This is a genomic window from Rhodococcus sp. LMD (assembly GCF_056108245.1).
In genome coordinates this window covers 973,828-989,050 of record NZ_CM148557.1, presented here as the reverse complement: position 1 = coordinate 989,050, position 15,223 = coordinate 973,828, and the positions used below count along the sequence as shown (strand labels likewise).

The window sequence follows — 15,223 nt, the reverse complement described above, 5'->3', positions numbered from 1 at the left end:
CCGGATTTTCCGGGCGGGGCCTTTCCGCGTCCGCGGTGCCGAAGTCGCAGCCGGCTCAGCCGAAGCGACCGGAGATGTAGTCCTCGGTGGCCTTCTGGGTGGGGTTGGAGAAGATCTTCTCGGTGTCGTCGATCTCGACGAGCCGGCCCGGCCTGCCGGTGGCCTCGAGGTTGAAGAATGCGGTCTGATCACTCACGCGCGCCGCCTGCTGCATGTTGTGCGTGACGATCACGATGGTGTAGTCCTGCTTCAGCTCGGCGATCAGATCCTCGATGGCGAGCGTCGAGATCGGGTCGAGAGCGGAGCACGGCTCGTCCATCAGCAACACCTCCGGCTGCACCGCAATGGCGCGGGCGATGCACAGGCGCTGCTGCTGACCACCGGACAGGCCGCCACCGGGCTTGTCGAGACGGTCCTTGACCTCGTTCCACAGGTTCGCGCCGCGCAGCGACCGCTCGGCGATCTCGTCGAGCTTGTTCTTGTCGCGCACGCCCTGCAGCTTGAGGCCGGCGACGACGTTGTCGCGGATCGACATGGTGGGGAACGGGTTGGGGCGCTGGAACACCATGCCGATCGTCTTTCGGACGCCGACCGGATCGACGGACGAGTCGTAGATGTCCTCGCCGTCGAGCAGCACGGAGCCCTCGACGCGGGCACCGGGGGTCACCTCGTGCATTCGGTTGAGCGAGCGCAGCACGGTGGACTTGCCGCAGCCCGACGGTCCGATGAACGCGGTGACGTTCCGCGGCGGCACGGCCAGCGTCACGTCGGCGACGGCGTGGAACTTGCCGTAGAAGATGTTGACGTCCTTGAGGTCCAGACGCTTGGCCATTACCGGCTCCCTACTGGTGTATCGAAATCGGGGGATGTGTGCACGAGGAGGCCTACTTGGTCCGCACCTGGGAGTAGTGGCCGATCACCTTGGCGACGATGTTGAGGACCGCGATGACGAGGATGAGCGTGAGGGCAGCGCCCCAGATCCGCATCGTGCCCGCGTCGGTCGGGTTGTTCATCTCCGCCACCATGACGCCCGGCAGGCTGCCCATCTCGCCACCGAACAGGTTGAAGTTGATGAACGGCGCGTAGCCCACGAGGATCAGCAGCGGCGCGGTCTCGCCCATGACGCGCGCCAGGGCCAGCATGACGCCGGTGATGATGCCCGGCAGCGCGGTCGGGATCACGATGCGCGCGATGGTCTTCCACTTGGGCACGCCGAGGGCGTAGGAGGCCTCGCGCAGGTCCTGCGGCACGATCCGCAGCATTTCCTCGGTGCTGCGCACGACCACGGGAACCATGAGCAGGACCAGCGCCAGGGACACCGCGAAGGCGGACTTCGGGAATCCGAACGTGGCGATCCACAGGGCGTAGATGAACAGTGCGGCAACGATGGAGGGGACGCCGCTGAGGATGTCCACCATGAACGTGGTGATCCTGCCCAGTCGCGTGCCGGCGCCGTACTCCACGAGGTAGATCGCCACGAAGATGCCGATCGGGATGGAGATCACCGCGCACACCAGGCCCTGCAGCAGGGTTCCGACGAGGGCGTGGTAGATGCCACCGCCCATCGCGGACGCGGACAGCCCGCTCAGGGAGTTCGTGAACCAGGTGGCGCTGGTCAGGGCGGGAATGCCCTTGGCGATCACGGTGATCAGGACCCATGCCAGCGGCACGAGAGCGACCAGCACCGACACCGTGACCAGCACGGTGGCGGCGAGATTCGTTGCGCGCCGACGGGTGCCGACGCCCCGGAAGGTGGGGCCCTTGACCGGCGTCTCGAGGAGTGTGGTCGTCATGGCTTCAGTCCTTCTTTCCTGCGACGACCGCACGCGCCGCGGCGTTGACCACGAAGGTCAGCACGAAGAGCACCAGGCCCGCGGCGATGTAGGCACCGGCCTGGATGTCGTTGTTGAACTCGGCGTATCCCAGCGCGATCTTCGAGGCGATGGTGGCGCCGCCGTCGAACAGCGACCACGAGAACGGCTGCGACGTGGTCCGCAGGATCAGGTACAGCGCCATGGTCTCGCCGAGGGCGCGGCCGAGGCCGAGCATCGACCCGCTGATGTAACCCGACTTGCCGAACGGGATGACCGTGGTCCTGACGACCTCCCAGCGGGTGGCGCCGAGGGCGAGCGCTGCCTCGATGTGGGGAGTCGGCGTCTGCACGAACACCTCCCGGCTCACCGCGGCGATGGTGGGCAGGATCATCACGGCGAGCACGATGCCCGCAGTGAAGATCGTGCCGCCGCCGAGGATCGAACCCGAACCGGAGGCGAACAGCGGGAACCAGCCGAGGCTTTCGTTGAGCCACGTCGCCAGCGGGCGGATCGCCGGGGCCAGGACGAGCAGGCCCCACAGGCCGTAGACGATGGACGGCACGGCGGCGAGCAGATCGATGACGTACGCCAGGGGCTTCTTCAGGCGCGCGGGGCAGTACGAGGTGAGGAAGATCGCGATGCCGAGGGCGACCGGCATCGCGAGGACCAGCGCGAAGAACGACACCAGGACGGTCACCTGGAACAGGTCGAGCACACCGAACGACATCTCGGCGATGTCCTGGGTGACCCACTCGCGGCTGGTGAGGAAGTTGACGGTGTTGCGCTGGAGCGCCGGCACCGCGCGCCAGACGAGGAACACGCCGATGGCCGCGATGATCACCGAGATGAGGACGGCGGACCCGGAGGCCAGCGAACTGAAGATCCGGTCGCCCGGTCTGGTCAGCGGTTTGCTGTCGCCGCGCGCTGGGGTGGTAATCGTGGCCTCCGGGATGTTGCCGTGCGGACCGCCCGCCCCGGACCCGGCGTCGTCGCCGGACCCGGAAGTGCGAGGTGCGGATTTGGTGGGCGCGTCACTCATCTGCGCTCGCAATCTCTCTCTGCTCGTGATCGACGGTACGGTCCGCGGCGCTCATCGGCTAGGCGATGGCGTTGATCGACTCGGTGAGCTTCGCCTTGAAGGACTCGGGCAGCGGCACGTAACCCTGCTCGGCGAGACCCTCCTGGCCCTCGTTGGCGGCGCTGACGAGGAACGACTTCACGGCCGCCGAGGTGTCGGCGTCGTAGCCGGCCGAGCACACGATCTCGTAGGTGGCGAGCATGATCGGGTAGGCCCCCTCCTGCGTCGTCCCGAAGATCGAGCTCAGGTCGAGCGTCAGGTCGCCCTCCCCGGTGGGCGCGAAGGTCGCGGCCTCGATGGCCTTGCCGGCCGACTCGTCGGTCAGCTCCACCGCGCCGGACCCGTTGTCGATCTGCGCGATGCTCAGGCTGTTCTGGTCGGCGAAGGACTTCTCGACGTAGGTGATCGAGCCGGGCGCGCTGGCGACGGCCTGGGCGACACCGGCCGACCCCTTGGCGCCTTCACCGATGCCGCCGGTGAAGTCGGAGCCGGCGCCGGAGGTCCAGGCACCGTTCGAGGCGGCCTCGAGGTACTTCTGGAAGTTGTCGGTGGTGCCCGACGAGTCGGAGCGCACGATCGCGGTGATGGCCGAATCCGGAAGGCTCACACCCTCGTTGAGAGCCGCGATGGCCGGATCGTTCCACTGCTTGATGGTGCCGTTGAAGATCTTGGCGACGGTCTCGCCGTTCAGCACGAGGTTGTCGACGCCGTCGACGTTGTACGCGATGGCGACCGGACCGAAGACCAGCGGCAGGTTCCACGCGGGGTTGCCGGCGCACCGCTCGGCGGCCTGGGCGGCCTGCTCGTCCTTGATGGCGGAGTCGGAGCCGGCGAAGTCGATCTGGTTCGCGATGAACTGGGTGCGTCCGTCACCGGAACCCGACGGGTTGTAGGCGACGTTGACGTTCTTGCCCTTCTCCTGGCAGACCGCGATGTAGGTGGACACGAACTGGTCCATCGCGTTCTTCTGCGCGGACGACCCGGCGGCGGACAGCGTCTCCTTGCCCTCACACGTCGCAGCCGAGGCGGACGCGTCCACGTCCGTCGAGGCGGCATTGTTGTCACTGCCGCATGCGGCCAGGGTGAGGGCACCTGCAGCCACCACACCGAGCAGGGCGCCATTGCGCTTGAGGTTCACTCGTTCTCCTCCGGAATTCGCGACCGGCACGCCCGCGATACGGGCGGCGGCATCAGGCGCGGGGCGATCCCGGCGCCGGACCGGCATGCTGCGGCCCGTAATGGAAAGTTAATGAGGACGGGTTGACGGTTGGACGCCCGAAGGTGAACGCGGCGTGAACGCGAAAAGTACACCTGCAGTCCGTATGGTCGACGTCACACGACGAAGACGGGACGGACGCGTGCGGTACGTGCGCCGTTCACGCGCCGACGTAGGCGAGATCGACGTGGAATCGCTCGAACCCGAGCCGGCCGTAGGTGTGCAGGGCGGCGGTGTTGTCACCCTCGACGTACAGCAGCACCGCGCCGAGGCCGCACTCCTGCAGGTACCGCAGCCCGGCGAGGGTGAGCAGCCGGCCGAGACCGCGTCCCTGCGCTCCGGGGTCGATGCCGACCACGTACACCTCGCCGATCGCCGGTCGGTCCGCCGTGGCGGCGTGCACCTTCGTCCAGTGGAAGCCGAGGAGCCGGTCCGGATCCTGTTCGTCGAAGGCGAGGAACACCCCCTCCGGGTCGAACCAGGACTCGCTGCGGCGCTGCGCGAGATCGCGCTCCGTCCACCGGCCCTGCTCGGGGTGCCAGGCGAAAGCGGCCGCGTTGACCCGCAGCAGTTCGGCATCGTCCTCGGGTCCCCGGTACGTCCGCAGGAGCAGACCGTCGGGGACCTGCAGGGCCGGCAGTTCGGGCTCGCCGAGCGGGCGCCGCAACTGCAGGAGCTCGCGGACCGGCGTCAGGCCGAGCCGCGCCGCGAGCGCCCGGGCGGGCTCGAGGTTGCCGTGCGCCCACACCCGGGTGCCGGCACCTCCGGCCTCGAGCGCCGCGGCGACGAGCCGCGACCCCACACCGTGCCGGCGGTGCGGCGGATCGACGACCACCTCCGCCATGGCCGGGTGCTCCCCGTGGCCGGGGACGAGGTTGGCGTAGCCGACGATCGTGGCGTCCGCCACGGCCACCAGATGCTGCTCGTCACCGTCGCCGGTGAGGGAGTGCAGCACCTGCTCGGACACCGGGGCCGTTCCGTCGGCAGCGTGCGCGCGGGCGACGAGTGCCCGCACCTCGGCGGCTTGCTCGGCGGACAGTCGACTGACGAATTCCACGAGGCGAGCCTAGTCGGCGAACTCGGCGTCCTCGAACTCGACGCTGGTGGAGCCGCCCTTCCCGGTCTTGGTGGTGGGACGCACCGCCTTGTAACCGACGTTGCGGACCGTGCCGATCAGGGACTCGTACTCGGGGCCGAGCTTGGCGCGCAGGCGCCGCACGTGCACGTCGACGGTGCGGGTACCACCGAAGAAGTCGTAACCCCACACTTCCTGCAGCAGTTGCGCGCGGGTGAACACCCGGCCGGCGTGCTGTGCGAGGTACTTGAGGAGCTCGAACTCCTTGTACGTCAGGTCGAGGGGACGGCCGCGCAGCCGAGCGGTGTAGGTGCCCTCGTCGATCGAGAGCTCCCCGAGCGTGATCTTGCCGCTGTTCTCGGGGCCGGCTGCAGCGCCGGACCGGCCGACCAGCAGTCGCAGTCGCGCGTCCAGCTCGGCCGGTCCGGTGGTGGTGAGCAGGATGTCGTCCAGCCCCCACTCCGGGTTCACCGCCACCAGGCCCCCCTCGGTGAGCACGGCGACGACCGGGATCGCCGAACCGGTGCTGCCCAGCAACCGGCACAGGCCGCGGGCGGCAGCCAGGTCGGTGCGGGCATCGACGACCGCGATGTCCGCGGACCCCGCCTCGAGGAGCGACGACACCTCGGTCGGCGCCGGGCGCACCGAGTGCGCGAGCAGCGACAGCGAAGGCAGGACCGCCTCCGGGTCGGGATCGGAGGTCAGCAGCAACAGCTCCACCGTGCCTCCATTCTTCGCGGGCTGCGCGAAACTCGTGTGAACGACGCGCTACAGATTAGCGCCACGAGGGCGTTCACCGGGCAACCGCGCTCGGGAAGCGGTGCGAGCCGTCCGTCACAATGGTGCGGTGCGCAAACTCATCCTCGCTCTCGTGACGCTCGTCGGAGTCGCACTCCTGATCGATTTCGGCGCCGCGGCGTGGTCCGAGTACCGGGTCTCGCGGGCGCTGCGGGAGGGTGGTGCGCTGACGGCGGACCCGGCGGTGACCATCCACGGGTTCCCGTTCCTGACCCAGGCCCGGGCCGGCCACTACGAGAACGTCGAGATCCGGGCGCAGGGTGTGCCCAGCGGGACGCTCGGTGACATCACGATCGAGGCCAACCTGATCGGTGCCCACGCGGACGCGGGCGAGCTGCTCGACGGTTCGATCCGCACGGTGCCGGTGGACCTGCTGTACGGGCGCGTGATGATCGACGCGACCGAGCTCGGTCAGCTCTACGGCATTCCCGACCTGCAGGTGTCCGCTCCCCCGGCCGACAAGTCCGACGGCACGGGCGGGTCCGGCGGCTCCGGACGCACCACCGCGGGCGGGGTCGTCCTCACCGGCACGGTTCCGGTGGGCCCGGTCTCCGCGGAGGTCAGCGTGCAGGCGAACCTGCTGCTCGAGGGCGACACGGTGCGCATCGTGGCGTCGGACCTGTACTTCGGTCCGGAGGGACAGGCGGACTTCACCGTCCCGGATCCTCTGAAGCCGACGGTGCTGGGTCTGTTCACCACCACGATCGAACCCCAGAATCTGCCGTTCGGGGTGCGCCCGACCGCGGTCGAGGCCCGCGGCTCGACGATTGTGATCGAGGGTGAGGCACACCGGACCACGATCGATCTCGAGGAGGTGCAGCGCCTGTGACCGCTGTCGTCGTCCTGCTGGTGGTGGTGGCTGCCGCCCTGATCGTCGGGACCGTCCTGCGGGCCCGCGAGGGCAAGGTCCGCGTCGTCGATCCGGCCCCGGTGCCGGGGCCGGATCCGCTGTTGGCGGCGGTGGGGGTGGGCACCGGCGATGCGCCGGTGGTGCTGCACTTCTCCGCGGACTGGTGTGGACCGTGCGCCGCGGTGCGCCGGGTCGTCGCTCAGGTGGTCGCCGACCTCGCGGCCACCGGCGACGGATTGCCCGTACCCCGCGATCTCGAACTGGACATCGACGAGAACCCGCAGCTGGCAAAGGAACTCGGCGTGCTGTCGTTGCCGACGACGTTCCTGTTCGACGCCGCCGGCACCGAGAGGTACCGGGTCTCGGGGGTGCCGACCGCGGCCGACCTGCGGGCCGCGCTGGTGCCGCTGCGCACCCCCTAGGCCCCCGATCCGGCGAGACGTCGGCTAAGCTGCCTGCCGTGTCGACCTGCCGAGAGCTCATGCTCACCCGACGCCGCACAGTCGATCTGTGCCGCCTCGGCGGCTTCTGCTGTACCTGCTGCTGATCCCCCGGCCGAGACGTCCGACCGTCTCCGCGGCATCCGCTGCCGTCCCCGGTGTGATCCCCGCGGTTGTCACCGCGACGGTCCGCCCTCACGCGTCCCCTCCCAGCAGGAGCACCACCCATGTCCACCTCTGCCACCACCACCACCGCCACCACCCACGGGAGCCGGCAGGTTGATGTCCGCGGCCCCCGGTTCGCGGCGTGGATCACCACCGCCGTCCTCGTCGTCGTCCTGGTCGTCGCGTCGGTCTCGACCGCGGTGGCCGGCGTACTGCTCGCCGCCCAGACCGTGGTGTTCGCGGCCGGCGCAGCCCTCGGGCCGCGCCGCAGCCCCTACGGCCTGCTCTTCGCGCGGTTCGTGGCGCCCCGGTCGAGCGCGCCCACCGAGACGGAACCGGTCGCCCCGCTGCGGTTCGCGCAGCTCGTGGGGTTCGTGTTCGCCGCCGTGGGGACCTTCGCCTTCCTCCTCGGCGCCGACCTGACCGGGCTGGTCGCCACCGGATTCGCACTGTTCGCCGCCCTGCTCAACGCCGCGTTCGGGGTGTGCCTCGGGTGCCGGATCTATCCGCTCGTGGCCCGGTTCCGGGCCGTCGCCGCCTGACCACCGTTCCCTCCGCACCGTTCCACTCGACCCGAGAGTGTCAGCACCGAAAGGAAACTCCATGGCTCGCTCCGACGTCCTGGTCTCAGCAGACTGGGCAGAGCAGAACCTCCACGCACCGAATACCGTGTTCATCGAGGTCGACGAGGACACCGCCGCCTACGACGGCGGGCACATCGAAGGTGCGATCAAGCTCGACTGGCGCAAGGACCTGCAGGACGGCGTCCGGCGCGACTTCCTGAACCGGGAGCAGTTCTCCGCCCTGCTGTCCGCGAAGGGCGTCGCCGACGACGACACCGTCGTGCTCTACGGCGGCAACAACAACTGGTTCGCCGCCTACGCGTACTGGTACTTCAAGTTCTACGGGCACCGGGACGTCAAGCTCCTCGACGGCGGCCGCAAGAAGTGGGAGCTCGACGGACGCCCGCTGTCCAAGGACGAGGTCACCCGCCCGGCCACCGAGTACAAGGCGCAGGAGCCGGACTACTCGATCCGCGCCTTCCGCGACGAGGTGATCGACGCGATCGGCACCAAGAACATCATCGACGTCCGCTCCCCCGACGAGTTCTCCGGCAGGATCCTCGCCCCGGCCCACCTGCCGCAGGAGCAGGCCCAGCAGCGCGGCCACGTCCCGGGTGCGATCAACATCCCGTGGAGCACCACCGCCAACGAGGACGGCACCTTCAAGTCGGACGACGACCTCGAGGCCCTCTACCGGGCCAAGGGTTTCGACGACAGCCGCGAGACCATCGCCTACTGCCGGATCGGTGAGCGCTCGAGCCACACCTGGTTCGTGCTGCAGGAGATCCTCGGCAAGAACAACGTCAAGAACTACGACGGCAGCTGGGTCGAATACGGCTCGCTCGTCGGAGCCCCTATCGAGTTGGAGGTTCGCTGACCATGTGTGGTGCACCCGTTCAGTCCCAGACCCTGCCCGCCGGCGTCGACGTCGAGAAGGAGACGGTTCTGACCGGCCGTGTCGTCGACACCGACGGCCAGCCGGTCGGCGGCGCCTTCGTGCGCCTGCTCGACGGCACCGGTGAGTTCACCGCCGAGGTCGTCGCCTCCGGCACCGGTGACTTCCGTTTCTTCGCCGCGCCCGGCGACTGGAAGGTCCGCGCGCTGTCCGGCCGCGGCAACGGTGACGTCGCCGTGAGCCCGACGGCCCCCGGCGTCCACCACGTCGAGGTCACGGTCGCGAAGTAGGACCGATCCGGCGGGGCCCGTTCCTTTCGGGGAACGGGCCCCGCCGTCGTTCGTCAGTTCTGCGGCTGTCCGCTCGCCCGCTCGGCTTCGGCGAGCGCGACGATCCAGTCGACGATCCGCTCGCTGTCCCAGTACCAGGGATCGTGCGGGTTGGTGTTCCAGTAGCCGATGTGCTGGACGAAGCCCAGCAGGATGTACGGCTCGACGAACAGATCGACGATGCCGCTGTTGTCGTCGACGAAGCCGACTCCCTCGGCGCGCAACTTCTCCAGCACGATGGGCCGGCCCGGGCCGACGGCCCAGTCGCGGATCTCCCGCATCCGTTCGGGGCTCACGTCGGCGCTCGGATCCACGGGGTAGGTCTTGTCGACGACCTTGCGCAGCACGTCGAGGAGGGATTCGTCGGACTCCCACCAGTCGTCCCGGGTGACGATGTGCGCGGCGGCGCGGGCCGCCGTCACCGCCACCGTGCGTCCCAGGTCGTCGACGGTCTGCATCGGGTCGATCAGGGTGAACCGCATCTGCCCGAGCATGCCGAGGGCCAGCTCGAGGACCGCGATGTCCTCGGGGGCGTCGCACGCCACGTCGTAGCGCCGGCACGAGTACACCACCCGGTCGGCCAGCGCTCCGTAGTCGGCGGGCTCGGAGGACATGAATCCGCCGCCGCGCGGACCGGCCCCGCCGAGCGAGTCGACCCCCGCGGGGCGGTACGGGTCACCGACGAGGACGACTCCGGCGATGTCGTCCGGGGCGACATGGGCGTCGTCGGGCCGGTGCCCGAGTTCGCGGCTCACCCGTTCGATCACCTCGGCGCCGACGCTGTACCCGACGAGGGCGAACCGGGTGCGCTCCCCGCAGGCGCGCTTGCGTTCGTCGAGGATGCGGTTGGTGGACGCGACACCCGCCGCCACCGAGTCCTGATAGGTGGGCACGTCCTCGAACAGGCCGAGACCGTAGGTGGCCGGGTACGGAACGTACATCCAGCCGATCGTGCCCGGCCGGTCCGCGGTGGCCTCACCGGCCGGGACCGTCACGTTGCCCACCCAGTTCGACCACAGCTGACGCGACTCCTCGACCACGGGGTCGCGGTCGGCCTCGGAGTCGGTGGCGCCGGAAACCGCCACGATCAGCAGATCGGGGCACTCGAGTGCGTAGTTGTCGGGATGGACGCCGGGCCCGGACGAACCGCTGTTCGACCCCGCCCCGGGGACGGCGACCGCGTCGGGCGGGATCAGCGACAGGGCCGCGAGGACCGCGGCAACCGGCAGCAGCAGACGGATGGAGCGCACACGACCTCCGAATCGGGCTTTCCGGGCGAAAGGCCCGCCCGGCCCCGTGCACGGTACTATCCCGCGCGCCGCGTCGCGCGCCCGGTGGGGACGTCGGTTTTCGCGCTTTCCGGACGCCGTCTAGGATATGGCCGTGGTCATCTTCTTCGAAGCGCTCCTTGTCCTGGCGGCCGTGCTCATCACATGGTTCGCGGTGTACGTCCTCTACCGTCTGGTGACCGATCAGCCGTGAGTGCCGAGTCCGGTGAGGAACGGGAAGTCGTCCGCGGCAGCGGCGACAAGGCCGTCGCCGACGCCCTCGAACGGGCCAAGGCGACTGCCGACAAGAACGTCCCGATCCTGAGCGGTCTGCCCGTCCCCGACGACACCGCGAATCTGCGCCTCGGTCCGGACATGCATCCGGAGCTGCTGGCGCTGCTGCCCATGGTGGGTGTGTGGCGGGGCGAGGGCGAGGGCAACGACCCCCGCACCGGCGACTACCGCTTCGGCCAGCAGATCGTGGTCACCCACGACGGCGGCAACTACCTCGTGTGGGAGGCCCGTTCGTGGCGCCTCGACGAGGAGGGCGCCTACAGCGGTCCGGATCGCCGGGAGAGCGGCTTCTGGCGGGTCGCCGGCACCGGCGCGCCCGGCAGCGAGGATCCGGAAACCCTCGAGTTGCTCCTGAATCACAGCTCCGGCGTCGTCGAGCTGTACTACGGCACCGCTCTGACCCAGTCGTCCTGGGAACTGGCGACCGACGTGGTGATCCGCAGCCAGTCCGGCGAGGTGGTCGGCGGCGCCAAGCGCCTGTACGGCATCGTCGAGGGCGGCGACCTCGCCTACGTCGAGGAACGGGTCACCGCGGACGGGGACCTGCGGCCGCACATGTCCGCGCGGCTCGCTCGCTACATCGGTTGATCCTCACGGGTTGATCCTCGCGCCGGGGAATCCGTTCCGTCACCGGGCTCGGCGTCCGGATCCGGCACGGCGCGGGTGACGACGACGGGCTCCGGAGCGGGCCGCTGCTCGGCGGCCTCGAGTTCCTCGGCGGTGCGCACCCGGCTCCACTGCCGGGTCACCGGCTCGGCCCGCTCCCCCAGGTCGTCGCGGATCCCCTTGACGAGGCTGTACATCATCACGAAGCCGATCACGAAGAACGGCAATCCGATCACCGTGATGACCTGCTGCAGCGCGTCGAGACCGTCCTTCCCGGTGGCCACGAGCATGGTCGCGGCGACGAGACCCATCAGGACCGCCCAGAACAGGCGCTGGTGCAGCGGCACCCGTCCCTCGTTGCCGGCGGCCATCATGTCCAGGACCATCGCGGCGGAGTCGACCGAGGTGATGAAGAAGACCACCACGATCACCACGGCGAAGAACGACATGACGCCGGCCCACGGGAAGTTGCCGAGGAACTCGAACAGGGCGCCGGGAATGTCGCCGTCGCCGACGACCCGGTCGGCGAGACCACCCGAGCCGTTCAGCTCGATGTCGAACGAGGCCATTCCGAACACGCTGAACCAGATCACCGAGAACAGCACCGGCAGCCCGAGGACGCCGGCGACGAACTCGCGGATGGTGCGGCCGCGGGAGATGCGGGCGATGAAGATCCCGACGAACGGCGCCCACGTGATGGTCCACGCCCAGTAGAAGACGGTCCAGGTGTTCTGCCAGCCGGTGTCGCCGAACGTGTCGTTCCAGAACGCGAGCCGCGGCAGCATGCTGCCGTAGATGCCGACGGACTCGATCATGCCCTTGAGCAGGAACAGGCTGGGGCCGGTGACGAGGACGAAGGCCAGCAGCGCGACGGCCATGCCGATGTTGAGGTTCGACAGCCGCTTGATGCCGCGATCGAGACCGAGCGCCACCGACGTCCCCGCCGCCACGGTGACCACCGCGATCAGGACGATCTGGACGAGCCCGTTCTCGGGGAGGCCGAACAGCTCGGCGAGGCCGGCGTTGACCTGCAGAGTCCCCAGTCCCACCGACGTGGCCACGCCGAACACGGTGCCCACGATCGCGATCACGTCGATGGTCTTGCCGATGGGTCCGTAGATCCGGCCACCCAGGATCGGGGCGAAGATGGAACTGACGCGCGGCGGCAGCTTGCGCTTGTAGATGAAGTAGCCGAAGCACAGGCCGGGCAGCGCGAAGATCGTCCAGGTGTGCAGCCCGAAGTGGTAGAGCGTGAAGCCGATGGCCTCGGTGGCGGCGGCCGCGGACCCCGGTTCGACGTCCTGCATCGGCGGGTTCGCGAAATGGGAGATCGGTTCGGCCACGCCCCAGAACATCAGGATCGTGCCGATGCCGGCGGCGAACAGCATTCCGAACCACGCCGGAGTGGAGTGTTCGGGCCGGTCGTCGTCGCCGCCGAGCCGCACCCGGCCGTAGTGCGTGAACGCGAGACCGACCAGGAAGACCAGGAAGGTGGACACCCCCAGGATGTAGAACCAGCCCAGGTTCGTCATGATCCAGCCCGACACGGAACTGAACAGGTTGTCGACAGCCGTGGTGAACGCGATCGTCACGACGACGAACACGAGGGCGATCAGCGCGGAGGCGAAGAACACCCCGGGCGACGTACGAAGGCGTAACAAGCCGTGCGCTCGCTCGAGCATGAGGACACCTTTCGTTCGGGACGCGAGGCGCACGCGCCGCCTACCGCGAACGGGGGTACCCCGAACTGCGCGTTCGCACACCTGCCGGACACGCAAACGGCCCCCGAGCCGTTCTCCGCGGACGCCTGGTCGGCGGATTCCGGTCGGACGGACCGGATGGCTCGGGGGGCCGGGTGACTGCGTGGTATTCGCCGGCCGCTGGGCGGTCGACAATCCCGTCGTCGATGACAGCGGCTAGCGCGCAGCCACCTCACGTGTCCGATACTTCAATTCAGACCACCTCCTTTCTCGTGTACGCCCGAAAGTACGCGCCGCTCAGACCGCGGGCAACGAGTTTTTCCCCAGGCGAACGACGAGGTCGGCTGCGGTGTCGCCGGGCAGCTGGTGGGTGACGACGACGACGGTGCGCTCAGGTGCGACGAATCCGGCGTCCCGGTCCAGCAGCAGTCGTTGCAGCTGCGCACCGTCCGCGGCGTCGAGGTGCTCGGTGGGCTCGTCGAGCAGCAGCACCCGCGCGGGGGACACCAGGGCCCGAGCGAGCAGCAACCGGCGCCGCTGGCCCCCGGAGACGGCGCGCGCCCCGCCGACGAGCGTGCTGTGCAGTCCTTCGGGCGGCCCGGCCACCCACTCCCCCAGCCCGACGTCGCCGAGCACGGCCAGCGCCTCGGCCTCGGTGAGGTCGCCGCGGGCCACCCGCAGGTTCTCGAGCACGGACGTCTCGAACAGGTGGGCGTCCTCGGCGAAGAATCCCACCGTCCGCCGCAGGGCGGCCGGGTCGAGTTCGGCGAGCGGCACACCGCCGAGGGTGACCGTCCCGGCGGCGGGTTCGAGCAGCCCCGCGAGGGTCATCAGCGTGCTGGTCTTGCCGCTGCCGCTGCTCCCGACGACGGCGATGCGCGTGCCGGGTGGCAGGTCGAGCGTGAGGGGCCCGGCGGCGGGGCCGCCGGGCCAGCCGCTGCGCAGAGCGACGGCACGCAGGTGGCACGGTTCGACGACGGGCCGGGTGCCGTGCGGCACCGGCCGGTCGGCACGGTCGAGCAGGTCGACGATGCGGCGTGCCGCGATCCGGGCGCGGGTGAGGGTGACGGCAGCACCGGGCAGCGCCGCGGTGGCTTCGAACGCGGACAGGGGCAGCAGCACGAGGATCCCGAGGGACATCGGACTCGCACCCCCGTCGGCGTAGAGCGCGATGCCGACGAGCAACGCCCCGAGAACACTTGCTCCGACCGAGAGGGGGACGGCGGCCTCCGCGTAGGCCGCGGGGACGGCCGCCCGGTCGGTGGCGCGCACCGCGTCGGCATCGGCGCGGCGGGCCCGGCCGACGGCCTGCGGGAGCAGGCCCGCGACCCGCAGTTCTGCGGCGTGGTCGAGCGCGGTGACCGCGTCGCGGGAGAACCGGAGGCGGGCGGCGGCGCTGTCGGCTTCGGCGCGGGCCGCGGCGCGGGCGGACACCCAGGGGGCTACGACGCCGGTGACGAGCAACGCGACGGCGAGGATCGCCGCGGCGGGCGGGGAGATCAGCGCGAGCCAGCCGACGGCGGCGAGGGCGAGGACCGCGGCGACGGCGATGGGCACCAGTGCCCGCACCACCACGTCGCCGAGGGCGTCGACGTCGGCGCCGGTGCGGGCGAGCAGGTCCCCGCGGCGCAGACCGGCGGAGGCCACCGGGTCGCCGTCGGCGAGGCGCCGGTAGACCCGGGTGCGGGCGGCGGTGGTCCCCCGGAGGGCGGTGTCGTGGCTCGCGATTCGCTCGAGGTAGCGGAACAGCCCGCGGGAGATGCCCAGGGCCCGGACCGCGACGACGGCGACCGTCAGGTCCAGCACCGGGGGCATCTGCCACGCCCGGATGATCAGCCAGGCCGACAGGCCGGCGAGCGCGAGGGCGCTGCCCAGGGTGGCGACGCCGGCGGCGACGGCGGCGGCGACCCGTCCGGGGCGCAGTTCGAGCAGCGCCAGGGCCCGGCGCAGATCGTTCATCACCGCTCCCCCGTACCGGGCGCCGCGTCGCCGTGGGAGACGACCCGAACGCCGGAGTCGGAGACGACCCGCACGCCGGAGTCGGAGACGACCCGAACGCCGGAGTCGGAGACGACCCGAACGCCGGAGTCGGAGACGACCCGAACGCCGGAGTCGGAGACGACCCGAACGCC

Annotated in this window: 15 protein-coding genes; 6 read left to right on the top strand and 9 right to left on the bottom strand. The window is 70.1% G+C overall.

The window, feature by feature from the left end:
• Positions 1 to 55: 55 nt before the first annotated feature.
• The 6 genes from pstB to ACWPQI_RS04530 all read right to left on the bottom strand — a co-directional run bounded on the left by pstB (position 56) and on the right by ACWPQI_RS04530 (position 5,903).
• Positions 56 to 832, bottom strand: a complete 777-nt coding sequence (pstB, locus tag ACWPQI_RS04555) for a phosphate ABC transporter ATP-binding protein PstB (RefSeq protein ID WP_003936505.1) — start codon at positions 830 to 832, stop codon at positions 56 to 58.
• A 52-nt stretch (positions 833 to 884) separates the two neighbouring features.
• Positions 885 to 1,793 (bottom strand): phosphate ABC transporter permease PstA, encoded by a 909-nt coding sequence (gene pstA, locus ACWPQI_RS04550; RefSeq protein ID WP_010593877.1) that lies wholly within the window; start codon positions 1,791 to 1,793, stop codon positions 885 to 887.
• Positions 1,794 to 1,797: 4 nt separating this feature from the next.
• Positions 1,798 to 2,853, bottom strand: a complete 1,056-nt coding sequence (pstC, locus tag ACWPQI_RS04545) for a phosphate ABC transporter permease subunit PstC (protein WP_010593876.1) — start codon at positions 2,851 to 2,853, stop codon at positions 1,798 to 1,800.
• A 58-nt stretch (positions 2,854 to 2,911) separates the two neighbouring features.
• On the bottom strand, positions 2,912 to 4,030 hold the full coding sequence (gene pstS, locus ACWPQI_RS04540) for a phosphate ABC transporter substrate-binding protein PstS (protein ID WP_010593875.1): 1,119 nt from the start codon (positions 4,028 to 4,030) through the stop codon (positions 2,912 to 2,914).
• Between the two features lie 238 nt (positions 4,031 to 4,268).
• The gene (gene mshD, locus ACWPQI_RS04535) at positions 4,269 to 5,165 is read right to left on the bottom strand and encodes a mycothiol synthase (RefSeq protein ID WP_010593874.1); all 897 of its coding nucleotides are present in this window, start codon (positions 5,163 to 5,165) and stop codon (positions 4,269 to 4,271) included.
• A 9-nt stretch (positions 5,166 to 5,174) separates the two neighbouring features.
• Positions 5,175 to 5,903 carry a winged helix-turn-helix transcriptional regulator gene (locus tag ACWPQI_RS04530; RefSeq protein WP_010593873.1) on the bottom strand — a complete coding sequence of 243 codons (729 nt, stop codon included), beginning with the start codon at positions 5,901 to 5,903 and terminating at the stop codon, positions 5,175 to 5,177.
• Between the two features lie 127 nt (positions 5,904 to 6,030).
• On the opposite strand from ACWPQI_RS04530, the gene ACWPQI_RS04525 reads away from it, so the two are divergent.
• The 5 genes from ACWPQI_RS04525 (at position 6,031) to ACWPQI_RS04505 (ending at position 9,184) form a co-directional block, all read left to right on the top strand.
• Positions 6,031 to 6,810 carry an LmeA family phospholipid-binding protein gene (locus ACWPQI_RS04525; protein ID WP_010593872.1) on the top strand — a complete coding sequence of 260 codons (780 nt, stop codon included), beginning with the start codon at positions 6,031 to 6,033 and terminating at the stop codon, positions 6,808 to 6,810.
• Positions 6,807 to 7,253 (top strand): thioredoxin family protein, encoded by a 447-nt coding sequence (locus tag ACWPQI_RS04520; RefSeq protein ID WP_010593871.1) that lies wholly within the window; start codon positions 6,807 to 6,809, stop codon positions 7,251 to 7,253. The genes ACWPQI_RS04525 and ACWPQI_RS04520 overlap by 4 nt, the downstream gene beginning before the upstream one ends.
• A gap of 245 nt (positions 7,254 to 7,498) precedes the next feature.
• Positions 7,499 to 7,978 (top strand): DUF4395 domain-containing protein, encoded by a 480-nt coding sequence (locus tag ACWPQI_RS04515; RefSeq protein WP_140188320.1) that lies wholly within the window; start codon positions 7,499 to 7,501, stop codon positions 7,976 to 7,978.
• Between the two features lie 61 nt (positions 7,979 to 8,039).
• Complete coding sequence (locus ACWPQI_RS04510; RefSeq protein ID WP_010593869.1) at positions 8,040 to 8,876, top strand: sulfurtransferase; 837 nt, start codon at positions 8,040 to 8,042, stop codon at positions 8,874 to 8,876.
• 2 nt (positions 8,877 to 8,878) lie between these two features.
• Complete coding sequence (locus ACWPQI_RS04505; RefSeq protein ID WP_010593868.1) at positions 8,879 to 9,184, top strand: DUF1416 domain-containing protein; 306 nt, start codon at positions 8,879 to 8,881, stop codon at positions 9,182 to 9,184.
• A 53-nt stretch (positions 9,185 to 9,237) separates the two neighbouring features.
• Here ACWPQI_RS04505 and ACWPQI_RS04500 read toward each other — a convergent pair whose 3' ends face one another.
• Positions 9,238 to 10,473: a cutinase family protein gene (locus ACWPQI_RS04500; RefSeq protein WP_010593867.1), complete on the bottom strand. Its 1,236-nt coding sequence runs from the start codon at positions 10,471 to 10,473 to the stop codon at positions 9,238 to 9,240.
• Between the two features lie 228 nt (positions 10,474 to 10,701).
• On the opposite strand from ACWPQI_RS04500, the gene ACWPQI_RS04495 reads away from it, so the two are divergent.
• Positions 10,702 to 11,373, top strand: a complete 672-nt coding sequence (locus ACWPQI_RS04495) for a heme-binding beta-barrel domain-containing protein (RefSeq protein ID WP_017680914.1) — start codon at positions 10,702 to 10,704, stop codon at positions 11,371 to 11,373.
• Here ACWPQI_RS04495 and ACWPQI_RS04490 read toward each other — a convergent pair.
• Positions 11,361 to 13,073, bottom strand: coding sequence for a BCCT family transporter (locus tag ACWPQI_RS04490; RefSeq protein WP_029539989.1), 1,713 nt, complete (start codon positions 13,071 to 13,073; stop codon positions 11,361 to 11,363). The two genes, ACWPQI_RS04495 and ACWPQI_RS04490, sit on opposite strands and share 13 nt — an antisense overlap.
• Positions 13,074 to 13,388: 315 nt before the next feature.
• On the bottom strand, positions 13,389 to 15,050 hold the full coding sequence (cydC, locus tag ACWPQI_RS04485; protein ID WP_474738672.1) for a thiol reductant ABC exporter subunit CydC: 1,662 nt from the start codon (positions 15,048 to 15,050) through the stop codon (positions 13,389 to 13,391).
• Positions 15,051 to 15,223: the final 173 nt, after the last annotated feature.

Bases quoted from the DNA above. Each gene is read 5' to 3' on its own strand.
- ACWPQI_RS04490 (WP_029539989.1), bottom strand. From the start codon at position 13,073: ATGCTCGAGCGAGCGCACGGCTTGTTACGCCTTCGTACGTCGCCCGGG.
- cydC (WP_474738672.1), bottom strand. From the start codon at position 15,050: ATGAACGATCTGCGCCGGGCCCTGGCGCTGCTCGAACTGCGCCCCGGA.
- ACWPQI_RS04505 (WP_010593868.1), top strand. From the start codon at position 8,879: ATGTGTGGTGCACCCGTTCAGTCCCAGACCCTGCCCGCCGGCGTCGAC.
- ACWPQI_RS04515 (WP_140188320.1), top strand. From the start codon at position 7,499: ATGTCCACCTCTGCCACCACCACCACCGCCACCACCCACGGGAGCCGG.
- pstA (WP_010593877.1), bottom strand. From the start codon at position 1,793: ATGACGACCACACTCCTCGAGACGCCGGTCAAGGGCCCCACCTTCCGG.
- ACWPQI_RS04510 (WP_010593869.1), top strand. From the start codon at position 8,040: ATGGCTCGCTCCGACGTCCTGGTCTCAGCAGACTGGGCAGAGCAGAAC.
- pstC (WP_010593876.1), bottom strand. From the start codon at position 2,853: ATGAGTGACGCGCCCACCAAATCCGCACCTCGCACTTCCGGGTCCGGC.
- pstB (WP_003936505.1), bottom strand. From the start codon at position 832: ATGGCCAAGCGTCTGGACCTCAAGGACGTCAACATCTTCTACGGCAAG.